Below are 13,793 nucleotides of genomic sequence, written 5' to 3' on the forward strand. Positions count from 1 at the left end.
ATCAAATCACCTTTGCATACTCATTTTCATACTTAAATAAAATCTTTAGAGCAAAATATAACAAAATAAAGCTTATCACGATTAAGCCACCTAATAAAAGCCATAATGGCTGAGAATGGTGCAGCAAAATATTCCGGTAAGATTCAATCACAGTTGTAAATGGATTTAAATAAAAAAGAGCAATCAGTCGTTTAGGAACATCCGAAATTGTAAATAATACAGGCGATACATAAAGAAGTACCCTTGCAATATACTGCATTAAATTTTTGATATCCCGCAAATAAACTCCTACATGCGCGAAAAGAATCATTAAAGGCAATAAAATGATCGCATGAATAACGGCGATTAAAGGATATAAAAGATACGTCCATTCAAAATCAATGCCGTAAACTACCAAAAACAACATTAACACAATGCTGCTTAACAGAAATTTTATACTATTTACACATAGGCGAACTAGAATAAAAACAATTTTCGGCACATATATTTGCTTGATTATGCTAGCTTTCCCGACAATCGATGACGTGGAATCAACTAAGCAGGCGGTTGTGAATTTAAGCGGAATTAACCCGGTAAATAAAATCACTAGATAATGCGGACCTCCCCGCCCTAAAATAACAACAACAAGCAAATAATAAATCATCATATAGAGAATTGGATCGATAATCCACCACAAAAATCCCATATAGGTTCTTGCCACATTCGATTTTAAATCAAAAAAAGTCAAATAACGAATCAAATCTTTATGTTCTTTAATAGATCGAATGAACTTCGCAAATACTGTCATGCAAATATCTCCTATTTCTAGAGTATTCTACACATGTAATCCAAAAAACAAACATTATTTTATCATATTTTTCAACATCTTACATTGCTTTTCCATAACAATTTTATAACAAAGGTCATAAAAGATATTATACTTAAATTTATTTCTGTTTCCAGTCAGATTTAGACCTAGTTTTTCAAATAAATCAAAAAGGGGCTGTCCAAAAAGTCAGGGTAACTGACTTTTTGGAGCCCCTCATTTTTTCACTTTTTAAAAAAAATGCACAAAAAAATCGTCCTTTCTAGTAAAATGAAGTTACCACACAACATTACAGAAAGGACGATTTTTTATGAGCAATCAAATGATTACTCGTGAAAATTATAACACACAAATGACACTTCCTCTAGATGGAAAAGAAGAAAAAACTCCTGCCAAAAGAAATTTAGCCCCTACTTTCAAACCATATGACAACCGTCAAGTTCAAATGATTTATGATATTGAATCTCTTATACCCGAACATCACGTGGCACGTGTCGTGGACGAAATGGTGGAGGCGATACCAGATAAACAATTGTTTTCTCATTATAAAGGCGGCGGCAGAAGTTCCTATCATCCCAAAATGATGCTGAAAATCATTCTGTATGCTTATTCTCAAAAGGTTTATTCCTGCCGAGGAATCGAAAAACTCGTTAAAGAAAATATTCCTGCCATGTGGCTTTCAGCGATGCAACAACCAGATTTTCGCACCATTAATGAGTTCCGAGGGGAACGGATGAAAGCTTTCATGGATGAGCTCTTTGAAGTCATGATTCTCAAATTGATAAAAGAACATTACATCACGATGGAAAACTACTTTTTGGATGGCACTAAGATCGAAGCCAATGCCAATAAGTATTCTTTTGTGTGGAAAAAATCCACTTTGAAATTCGAAGAGAAATTAAAAGAAAAAATCCAAGAAACACTAAAGCACATTCATGAATTAACCCAATTAGAAGCCGGAACAGGGCAAAAGGAAAGCGATCAACATACAGAGATCACCGAACAAAACATGGAGGAAATCGCAAAAGAAATAGAAGAAAAAGTTGAAACGCTAACGGAAGAAATCGAAAAGGAGACCGATACATCCATTCGGAAAGAGAAGCGAAAAAAACGCAGTCAATTAAAGAAATCGGTGAAACAAATTCGTGAAGATTTCCTGCCCCGAATGGCAAGATACAAGGAACAAAAGGAAATGTTCGGTGACCGTAACAGCTACTCGAAAACAGACAAAGACGCAACCTTCATGCGCATGAAAGAAGACCATATGAAAAACGGTCAGCTCAAGCCCGGATACAACGTGCAAATGGGGACAGAGAATCAGTTTATCTTGTTTTATACCATTCATCAACGACCGACCGATACACGTTGCTTTATCCCACATATGGAGAAGCTAGCCTCCAGTTCATTACCGATGCCCAAAACGGTCATTGCGGATGCAGGCTATGGTAGTGAAGAAAACTATGTATATGCAGTTGGTGATGAGAAAGAGCCCCGTTTTGAGTTTCTAATTCCTTATGGGAGCTATGTAAAAGAACAAACACGTACATACAAAAAAGACATTAAAAATGCCAAAAACTGGACCTATTGTGAAGAGGATGATTGTTTTATTTGCCCGAATGGAAGGAGAGTAACGTTTAAAAAATACCAAAACAAAAAGAATCCATCTGGCTATGAACAAAGCTTCAAAATATACGAATGTGAAGATTGTACCGATTGCCCATTGAAAGCGAAATGCACAAAAGCGAAGGGAAATCGTCAAGTTCACTGGAATCCCATCTTCGAAGAAATGAAAGCAAAGGCCAAAACAGCCCTTGAATGTGAAGAGAAAGCCGCAATCTACGCTCGACGCAAAGTCGAGGCAGAAAGTGTGTTCGGTCACATCAAGGGCAATCGGTCGTTCCGCAGATTTTCTTTGCGGGGCCTCGACAAGGTACATGTTGAGTTTGGGATTGTGGCATTAGCCCACAACATACTGAAAGTAGCCGGCATCCGCCAGCTACTTTCACTCAAGTTTGACAGAGTACACTAAAGAAAAGCCCGAAAATACTGGTGTTTTGGACTTTACCCACAACACGTACCACTACACTTGTTAGTGGCACGTGTTTTTTTCTAATACTCTAGGAGGCGCTTGTGTGACAAGTGCTTCAAATGCTAGATTTGCTTGACCTTGTAATTCTGTGCGAACGATTTGCTCTTCACCATTCACGCGTATTTTCGAGGTCTTCATCTGGCTTACATCATGCAAAATATCCTTTACACTTGTTTGGCATCCTATTTCTTTTAGCTTATAGGCCAAAAAGGATTCCATGACAAGCGCAAGGAAACAAACCATGATATGGCCTCGAATACGAGATTCCACTCGATGGTACATCGGGCGAAGTTCTAGATTCGACTTCAGGTTACGAAAGGCTTGTTCCACTCTCCACAACTCTTTATAGGCAAGTGCTGCCTCTTCATCCGTTAATGACGAGTTGGTCCGAATGGCGTACTTTCCGTCAAACTTTTCGTCATTGGATACCTTCTCTTCATCAATTTTGGCCGATGCTTTTTCTATCGTTAAAAACTTGGAATACGCACGGTTTTTGACGAGTCCAGATGGACCGAGTTCATCAAGCTTCGATTGAAGGTTTTCTAACACGACTTGACGACTCGCTCGATCACGTTCTTCAGCGTCCGGATTGTAACAGAGTACATACGTTTCGCCATCGATTTTCTTTGACTTCACTTTTAGATTCGGGAGAACCTTCTTATATGGCCCACGGATGGATAATAGCTCTTGGGCTTTCTTCGACTTTCGTAATTTGACACCCACAATATATTCCATGCCCAGTTCACGAATTTGATCTAAGTTGGCTTCACTAACCATTCCGCGGTCTCCCACTAGAATGACTTTCTGAATAGGATAGCGCTTCTTCAGATCTCCAACCACCATGCCAAATGTCTTCGTATCATGCATGTTTCCAGGGAAGACTTGATGCCCAATCGGAATCCCTGTTTTGGTCATTAATAAGCCAATCACGACTTGTTTTCGATCTCCACGATGATCTTTGGAGTAACCATAGTGAGCCAGCAGTTCGTCTGCTTCCTCTCCTTCGAAATAGGTGCTTGTCGTGTCGTAAAACACGATATCTACTTCTAATGAGGTTAAATCGGTTAAATGTCCATAAAGTTGTTCCTCAATTTTTTCTTTTTGTTCACTTAAGAAGTCTAATGCACGATAGTAGTGATGGAGTTGAATGTCTGAAAGACCTTCTGCATAAATCGTGTCGATCCATTGTTTGAAGATATAATGCTTACTATTGGGATCCATGAGACGGTTTAACACCATGGCAAAAATGGCTTCGTCATACTGAGAAGCAGCCTCGGAATCATCCATGATTTTACGTAATAGCCGACCAAGCCCTAACTTTTCCCATACCTTTCGGAACAGATAAACCGGCCCAAACTCTTTTGTCCAAAGCACGGAGACAGAAGAGGAAGAGCCTTGCCCGTGAATTCGGTCAAAGTAACGCTCTGAAAATTTGGCTAATCCCTCGATTATGTTATCGACAGAGCCATTCTCTAATAAATGTTCTAACCTCCCTAGATTACAAAGCGTTTGTTGCCGAACTTTATTGTCTACGCGAAATGTACGACATATTTGTAGATATTGACGAACAGAACCATTTTTATTTTTTTGCTTATTAATTCGAATATACATAGCACTAATAGTATAACATATATTACATATTATTGGATATACAAAAGTTATCCACATAACACTACACAATGATTATATTTTCGATAAAAAAAGTGGATAACTATTGGTATAATCACCTTTAGTTATCCACATGTAGTGAAATGGTGTCAAACTTGAGTTTCAGATAAAAATCGAAAAAATATAAAAGCAAGTGGAGAGAAACGAATTGTTTTTCTCCACTTGCTTCATTTTAGGGACTTATCGGACAGCCCCTTTTTGATTTACTTGTATTGTGGAATATCTAAAATAAAGGTATAGTGATCCATTTTTTGATATAAATTATATATATCATATACTTGATTGTATGCCCAACGGACATCAGTTGCATATTGGTGAGTACCAGGGTTAGCTGGATTCCATCTCATTTTATATAAAGTATTTTGGCCATTATGGATATAGCCCTGCCCAATAAATCTTGCTCCTCCAACTATAGCAGCTTCAGGAGTAAACCAGCCCTCTTTATACGCCCTTTCTGCACCGCATGTTTTTGCACAACCATCATAGGCTCCAATACCATACATGTTATAAACAGTTTTCCCAGGTACAGATTTTCCATCTACTTTATCAACATATATTCCATTAGCCAATTCTGAACGACCGTGACCTGTTTCTAATATCGCATGAGCGATTAAATAGATTTCATTGATAGAATATTTATTTGCTGCATCTTTGAAATATTTTCCCTTACCTTCTAAAATCCCTTCTCCTACTAAAACCTTATTTAATTCTGTAACGGAAATGTTCGCTGGTGATGATAAATCTAAAAATTGAAACTTCTGTACAGCATGATTTTTGAAGTTATTTGGATTTAGATAATATTCAACTTGTTTAGGCGGTGCCATAACCCAATAAGTTACTGGACTACGTTTATGTGCGACATATTCACCATTACTATTTAATCTCCATGTGTTGCGATAATCTATTTCATACCATGTTTCCATGTTTTTAGTAGTAGAATTGTACACTACTTCACTGCTTAAAATTTTGACTTTTTCATTATTAATTAAATAGCCGTTAGAAGTTGCTGCGTTTAATTGAGTGAATTTTGTTCCAGGACCACTTCTTATAATCCAATTGTTTCCTGAAACAATGCCATACCCATTTTGAATTGATTTAAAAGCAGTACTTAAAACATATCCATTAATTTCCGTTGATGCTATTTGAGGCGATACAGCCATTTGTTTCTGTAGAACTTCAGTAAAACTTCTAGAATAGGATGTATATTTCACATTTGTATCATCTTTTTTTACATATCCTACTCGGCCAGCATATATAATGCCCCACCAATTACCGTAATCAAAAGCAATTTGATAATGAGCACCTTCAGTAATTTCACCAAAAGGTACTAATTTTCCCTGAATTTGTTTATTGTCATAAATGGTAATTGTTTTCGTTGCTGTAAAACCGCTTTTCGAATGTGTATATTGTGTATTTTCACTTGGCAGCACGACTTTTTGGGTTGGATAATTGGTCGAGCTTTTTTGCACGTAACCGTAATAATCACTAAATTGGATTCTGTGCCAGTTCCCATAGTCGCTCACTCTTGGATAGATCTGGCCTTTCTTTAATTCTCCGACTTTTACTAGTTTTCCGGTACGGTTATCATAAACTGGAACATTGTCTTTAATAACTTCAAAATACCGATCATTTTTGTAAAATTCTGCTATAGCTTCTGATTTTTTCACATACCCTATACGATCACTGTATACAATCAGCCACCAATTTCCATAATCTGAAGCTATTTTATATTCTTTACCTTTTTCAATTACACCAAATGGAACAAGCTTTCCAGAAGAGTTATCATAAACAGTTATCTTTTGAATTGGTGTTATTTTTCTGCCATTACTTTTATAAGAAGAATTCTTATTTTTAATTAATGAACCATTGGCTGGCCGTGTCGAATCCTTTCTCACATATCCGTAATAGTCGCTGAATTGGATTCTATGCCAGTTCCCATAATCGCTTACTCTTGGATATACTTGTCCTTTTTTGAGTTCCCCAATTTTCACAAGCTTACCGGTACGGTTGTCATAAACTGGTAGATTGTCTTCTAGAACTTCAAAATACTTATCTTGCTGACTGAACGGAAGCTGAACAGCAGATTTTTGTACATACCCAATCCGGCCGCTGAATATAATTCGCCACCAGTTCCCGTAATCAGACGCAATTTTATACTCTTTTCCTTTTTCAATCGTTCCAAACGGAACAAGCTTTCCTGACGTATTGTCATAGACCGTCACATTTTCTATCGCTTTAAAACTATTACTGCTATTTTTATAACTTTTATTTTCATTTTTGATGGAAGTACCATTTGCGGGCTTTGTCTCGGATTTTTTTACGTAACCATAGTAATCACTAAACTGAATCCGATGCCAGTTCCCATAATCGCTTACTCTTGGATATACTTGTCCTTTTTTGAGTTCCCCAATTTTCACAAGCTTACCGGTACGGTTGTCATAAACTGGTAGATTGTCTTCTAGAACTTCAAAATACTTATCCTGCTGACTGAACGGAAGCTGAACAGCAGATTTTTGTACATACCCAATCCGGCCGCTGAATATAATTCGCCACCAGTTCCCGTAATCAGACGCAATTTTATACTCTTTTCCTTTTTCAATCGTTCCAAACGGAACAAGCTTTCCTGACGTATTGTCATAGACCGTCACATTTTCTATCGCTTTAAAACTTTTGCTGCTATTTTTATAACTTTTATTTTCATTTTTGATGGAAGTACCATTTGCGGGCTTTGTCTCGGATTTTTTTACGTAACCATAGTAATCACTAAACTGAATCCGATGCCAGTTCCCATAATCGCTTACTCTTGGATATACTTGGCCTTTTTTGAGTTCCCCAATTTTCACAAGCTTACCGGTACGGTTGTCATAAACAGGTAAATTGTCTTCTAGAACTTCAAAATATTTGTCATTTTTTTCGAACTTGACTGATTGTTGGGCAGCATCTAACGTTTTAGAATCGACTTGGTTTTGAGTAGCAAAAAGACGTGCTTGACCTTTTTTTGTTTCTTCATTTTCCTGTTTGAGATCAGGATTCGTTTTTTGATCGCTGGTTAATTCTTGATTTTCATTGCTTTGTTCTTTTGTTGTAGATTCCTCATTTATTTCATCTGTAACTGCTTCTTGATTTGTTCCCTTTTCTGGATCATTCGTTTGTTCTGTAGACTGAGGTCGTTCCACTGTTTCGGATAGTTGATCTTTTACTACTGTTCCTTGACGATGTCCAATAATAATATAATAGTTTTGTTCATCTTCTCCTATGACGGAGTATGACACACCTGCAGCGATCATTGCAATCGGACTGTTTTCTTGTCCATCCAACACTTCTATTTCTTTTGGAAACTCTATTACATTTGAAATTTTAAAATCTTTTGGATCAACCCAAGAAACATTGTCTACTTCCGTTAAAATCTCAACATCCTGTAAATTTACATAGGCCAAGTCGTCATTCCATTGAAAATAAACGCGGTCGTTCTCCACTTTATCAACTTGCAAAACAGTGCCTTCTAACAATTTTCCGACCACATTTTCCTTTAGCCCGTAAACATCGGTTTGTTCAACTACTCGCAAATAAAATGTTTCAGCTTCATTCGTTTGAATTTCATTACTCTCAGCTAATGCCCCTGCAGGCAAAAAGAGTGAGATCAATAGTACTAGAATTGTCAAAACGGAAAAAATGCGCCTAAAAACCAATCTCTGCATTAATTTTCTCACTCCTAATTATTGTTTAACCTAGTGGCACTCTTTAAAAAAAATATTCTACCAAATTAAACAATTTTACACTTTTTTCTAAAAATATAAACAATTTTTCGAACGCACCACTCCTTTTTATTATTAAAAAATTACACAGGATACATTATATCAAAATGCTAGAATTAAAATAAGGTTTTTCGACATATTTCTTGTAATTTTGTAAAAAATCACTATACACACCGTTTTATGCTTATTCAAAAAAAGACACCTTTTTCAAGGTGCCCATAATTTTTGTCGACTATAAATCAATGTAATATGAAGTTTGTTTTTATTTTGGCAGTATCATCATTTGTAGAAATGACTAGAGTATTAATTGGTACATTTTCCCCTTTAATTAATAATTTCCAACCTAGAGGGGGATTTTTCTGTCCTTTCACTATATTTAATTCAATTTTTGATTCACTAGTGACCTCAATAGTCGCTATTTTATTTTCATTTTTAAAAAGATAAACCTTATAAGTATTATTGTGTATTTTTTCCAGTTCAACTTCAATGCCTTCTGCCATATGCCAAAGTAATTTGTAATTATTTCTGACACTTGATTGAATCGTATCATTTACTTCAATCATTTGGTTCAATTTATCATACTGAATATCACGAATATGTTTTACATTTTTGTATCTTTCATTAACTCCTCTGACCTTAGCTTTATTTTTATCAAGTTGATAACTTTCAATATAAACTTTTTTATACTGAGAATCATGTCTCGGAAGACCTTTATCATTTACAATTAATGTGTTATGAGCAAAAGATGAATATCCGTATTCTGTAAAAGCGTTGTGATAGTCATATCCATGTGGGCCTGCTTCAACAATTATGTCCGTTCCTTTAGAATAAATCCACATATTTAAATCATCTGAATGTTTATGATATCCAGTATGATAAGCAGCAGTAAAAAGAACATATGTTGAATCAGGGCCTTTATTCCAAGAGTCTCTGAAGATTGCATATCCTGAATTTTTAAACACCATGTCTGTTTTCGGATGAGGCTTTCCCGACGCACCCTTGCTTACAGCAAATTTATAGTAATCATTACTCCACAAAGTACTTGATGGTTTAAAATTATACTCAGTATCTCCAATTGCTGGAAAAACTCCATCTGGTTTTGTTATAAATGTAGCGAAGTCTGACATCTTTTCGTATTTTTTGAAAAGATATTCTTTCATTGAAGTATCATTTATTTTGTCAAAAAGATTATAATAACTTAATAATGAACTTGCAATTATTTGGTGATATTGAGGAGAATGCTCTAAATGTACCCCTTCTTCCGAAATTATAAAGTTAAAATAATCTTTTAATCTTTGTTTAGCAAGATTTTTAAAATAATCGGATTTTTTATGTGCTTTATAATATTCACTAAAAGCAAGCAAAGCTTCATCTTGAAACATTCCATGATTCGTATTATGGGCATAAAAGGAATCCTTTGATAATAACTCTGCATGGAAAGTAATATTTGCTAATAAAATTTCTAAATCTTTTTTAGATAAAACATTTTTTGCATGGTGGTAAAAATGAATCCACTGCACAAGTCTGCGAGCAGTTGTTTCATCATGCCATGCCATTGAATTAGATGTTGTAGCATATGAATTGTTGTCAATCCAATCTTTTATTATTTCATAGCCTTTTTTTATATAAGTTTCTTTTTTAGTTACTTCATAACTTTTGATCAAATCAGAAAGAAAAAAGTGTCCGTTTAATTCACGGAGATAGGATCTCTCATTTTCATTCACTATCGGTTTATCCCAAACAATGCCATCAGGAAATGAAAATGTGCCGTAGTCCCCAATTTTATATTTATTGATTAGTATGTTGTTAGCTGATTCCAAATAATTTGATGAAGGTGAAATAAATAATTGATTAATATTTTTATAAGCTTCAATATTATCATTTTTCATATAATAATGATTTAGCGTTTTTACTTCATTTATTTCACTTACTGTAGAAGTTTCAGTTTTCTTCACATATCCTATTCTTCCCGAATAAATGATTCCCCACCAATCTCCGTACTCAAATGCTATAGGGTATGTAATCCCCGCATCAATTGTACCAAAAGGTACATTTTTACCATTTACCTTTTCTTTATTATCATAAATTGTTACTTTTCTTATCGTTGCAAACTGGCTTTTCGAATGTGTATATTGTGTATTTTCACTTGGCAGTACGACTTTTTTAGTTGGATAATTGGTCGAGCTTTTTTGCACGTAACCGTAATAATCACTAAATTGGATTCTGTGCCAGTTCCCATAGTCGCTCACTCTTGGATAGATCTGGCCTTTCTTTAATTCTCCGACTTTTACTAGTTTTCCGGTACGGTTATCGTAAACAGCCACATTGTCTTTTATAACTTCAAAATACTTATCACTGCTAAAAAACTCTGCGATGGCATCTGATTTATTTACATATCCAATTCTTCCACTATAAACAATCTGCCACCAATTACCATAGTCAGATGTTACTTTATATACTTTTCCTTTTTCGATCGCTCCAAATGGTACAAGTTTTCCAGAGCTATTATCATAAACAGTTATCTTTTGAATTGGTGTTATTTTTCTGCCATTACTTTTATAAGAAGAATTTTTATTTTTTATTGATGAACCGTTGGCTGACCGTGTCGAATCCTTTCTCACATATCCGTAATAGTCGCTGAATTGGATTCTGTACCAGTTCCCATAGTCGCTTACAGTTGGGTACACTTGGCCTTTTTTGAGTTCCCCAATTTTCACAAGCTTACCTGTACGGTTATCATAAACTGGTAGATTGTCTTCTAGAACTTCAAAATACTTATCCTGCTGACTGAACGGAAGCTGAACAGCAGATTTTTGTACATACCCAATCCGGCCGCTGAATATAATTCGCCACCAGTTCCCGTAATCAGACGCAATTTTATACTCTTTTCCTTTTTCAATCGTTCCAAACGGAACAAGCTTTCCTGACGTATTGTCATAGACCGTCACATTTTCTATCGCTTTAAAACTATTACTGCTATTTTTATAACTTTTATTTTCATTTTTGATGGAAGTACCATTTGCGGGCTTTGTCTCGGATTTTTTTACGTAACCATAGTAATCACTAAACTGAATCCGATGCCAGTTCCCATAATCGCTTACTCTTGGATATACTTGTCCTTTTTTGAGTTCCCCAATTTTCACAAGCTTACCGGTACGGTTGTCATAAACTGGTAGATTGTCTTCTAGAACTTCAAAATACTTATCCTGCTGACTGAACGGAAGCTGAACAGCAGATTTTTGTACATACCCAATCCGGCCGCTGAATATAATTCGCCACCAGTTCCCGTAATCAGACGCAATTTTATACTCTTTTCCTTTTTCAATCGTTCCAAACGGAACAAGCTTTCCTGACGTATTGTCATAGACCGTCACATTTTCTATCGCTTTAAAACTTTTGCTGCTATTTTTATAACTTTTATTTTCATTTTTGATGGAAGTACCATTTGCGGGCTTTGTCTCGGATTTTTTTACGTAACCATAGTAATCACTAAACTGAATCCGATGCCAGTTCCCATAATCGCTTACTCTTGGATATACTTGTCCTTTTTTGAGTTCTCCAATTTTCACAAGTTTACCGGTACGGTTGTCATAAACAGGTAAATTGTCTTCTAGAACTTCAAAATATTTGTCATTTTTTTCGAACTTGACTGATTGTTGGGCAGCATCTAACGTTTTAGAATCGACTTGGTTTTGAGTAGCAAAAAGACGTGCTTGACCTTTTTTTGTTTCTTCATTTTCCTGTTTGAGATCAGGATTCGTTTTTTGATCGCTGGTTAATTCTTGATTTTCATTGCTTTGTTCTTTTGTTGTAGATTCCTCATTTATTTCATCTGTAACTGCTTCTTGATTTGTTCCCTTTTCTGGATCATTCGTTTGTTCTGTAGACTGAGGTCGTTCCACTGTTTCGGATAGTTGATCTTTTACTACTGTTCCTTGACGATGTCCAATAATAATATAGTAGTTTTGTTCATCTTCTCCTATGACGGAGTATGACACACCTGCAGCGATCATTGCAATCGGACTGTTTTTCAAACGATCTTGACCATCCAGCACTTCTATTTCTTTGGGAAACTCTATTACATTTGAAATTTTAAAATCTTTTGGATCAACCCATGAAACATTGTCTACTTCCGTTAAAATCTCAACATCCTGTAAATTTACATAGGCCAAGTCGTCATTCCATTGAAAATAAACGCGGTTGTTCTCCACTTTTTCAACCTGCAAAACAGCGCCTTCTAACAATTTCCCGATCACATCGTCCTTCATCTCGTAAACATCGGTTTGTTCAACTACTCGCAAATAAAATGTTTCTACTTCATCCGTTTGAATTCCATTACTCTCCGCTAATGCCCTTGCAGGTAAAAAGAATGAGATCAATAGTACCAGAACGATCAAAACTGAAAACACACGTCTAAAAATCAATCTCTGCATAATATCACCCCCATATTTTTTATTTTATTCCAAAAATATGAAATTGAAAATATACAATATAAAATAGTTTTTAATATATCGTCAATGTCATCTTTAATCCATCATATAATGAAATTTTCGGCTTCCACATTAGATACTGATTGGCCTTGTCATTAGATAATAAACTATCTCTAATATCACCGACCCGTGGTGAATCAAAAATAGGTTTTAAATTTTTTCCAGAAATATCATTCATTATTGATAATAATTTATTAATAGAAATTTGCTCATTTGAAGAGATGTTATAGATTCCACTAACATTTGAATATATAGCTGCAATATTTGCTTCTGCTACATCATCAACAAAAATAAAATCTCTTGTTTGATTCCCATCCCCATAAATAATAGGTCTTTCATTATTTTTTAAGCATTCATTAAATATCGAAACAACTCCTCCTTCGCCCTTAGCTGTTTGTTTTGGTCCGAAAACATTCGAATATCTAAGAATAATATAACTTAAACCGTATAAATCATGAGCAAGATCCAAATATTTCTCTATTGTTAATTTAGAAAGTCCGTACGGGGAAGAAGGAACAGTATTATGAGATTCAGTTATAGGCAGTTCATTTGGATGTCCATAAACTGCAGCTGAAGAAGCAAAAATAAATTTCTTGACTTTATATTTTATAGCTAAATCAATTAAATTAATCGAACCTAAAATATTTATTTTTGCATCTGTTTTAATATTTTCAACAGAAAAGGCAACGCTTGTCTGTGCAGCTTGATGTATAACATAATCGTATTGAAATTTAGAAAATAGATCCTCTAAATCATTATGCAATATGTCAATATGAAAAAATTCAACTTGATCTAAGGGAATATTAGAAATATTTCCAGTACTTAAATCATCTATAACATGAACTTCAAAATCCTTTTCTAGGAGCTTTTTCACAATTCTAGATCCAATGAATCCACACCCTCCAGTAACTAATACTTTCTGTTTTTTCATACCAATTTCTCCTCCAGTAATAGCGAAAGATATTTAAAATAAAATTTATCAATTT

General features: G+C 35.1%; 6 protein-coding genes. 1 reads left to right on the forward strand and 5 read right to left on the reverse strand.

Features of this window, described 5'->3' with window-relative positions:
• Window position 1: 1 nt before the first annotated feature.
• Window positions 2-787: an ABC transporter permease gene (locus ACVIJU_RS18260; protein ID WP_063386315.1), complete on the reverse strand. Its 786-nt coding sequence runs from the start codon at window positions 785-787 to the stop codon at window positions 2-4.
• A 328-nt stretch (window positions 788-1,115) separates the two neighbouring features.
• On the opposite strand from ACVIJU_RS18260, the gene ACVIJU_RS18265 reads away from it, so the two are divergent.
• Complete coding sequence (locus tag ACVIJU_RS18265) at window positions 1,116-2,834, forward strand: IS1182 family transposase (protein WP_456687866.1); 1,719 nt, start codon at window positions 1,116-1,118, stop codon at window positions 2,832-2,834.
• Window positions 2,835-2,894: 60 nt separating this feature from the next.
• Here ACVIJU_RS18265 and ACVIJU_RS18270 read toward each other — a convergent pair whose 3' ends face one another.
• The 4 genes from ACVIJU_RS18270 to ACVIJU_RS18285 all read right to left on the reverse strand — a co-directional run bounded on the left by ACVIJU_RS18270 (window position 2,895) and on the right by ACVIJU_RS18285 (window position 13,738).
• The gene (locus ACVIJU_RS18270) at window positions 2,895-4,505 is read right to left on the reverse strand and encodes an IS1634 family transposase (protein ID WP_456687234.1); all 1,611 of its coding nucleotides are present in this window, start codon (window positions 4,503-4,505) and stop codon (window positions 2,895-2,897) included.
• A gap of 260 nt (window positions 4,506-4,765) precedes the next feature.
• Window positions 4,766-8,260, reverse strand: a complete 3,495-nt coding sequence (locus tag ACVIJU_RS18275; protein WP_456687867.1) for a glucosaminidase domain-containing protein — start codon at window positions 8,258-8,260, stop codon at window positions 4,766-4,768.
• 296 nt (window positions 8,261-8,556) lie between these two features.
• Complete coding sequence (locus tag ACVIJU_RS18280) at window positions 8,557-12,489, reverse strand: heparinase II/III domain-containing protein (RefSeq protein ID WP_456687868.1); 3,933 nt, start codon at window positions 12,487-12,489, stop codon at window positions 8,557-8,559.
• 331 nt (window positions 12,490-12,820) lie between these two features.
• The gene (locus ACVIJU_RS18285) at window positions 12,821-13,738 is read right to left on the reverse strand and encodes an NAD-dependent epimerase/dehydratase family protein (RefSeq protein WP_063386316.1); all 918 of its coding nucleotides are present in this window, start codon (window positions 13,736-13,738) and stop codon (window positions 12,821-12,823) included.
• Window positions 13,739-13,793: the final 55 nt, after the last annotated feature.

This window comes from Aeribacillus sp. SP014 (assembly GCF_054055575.1).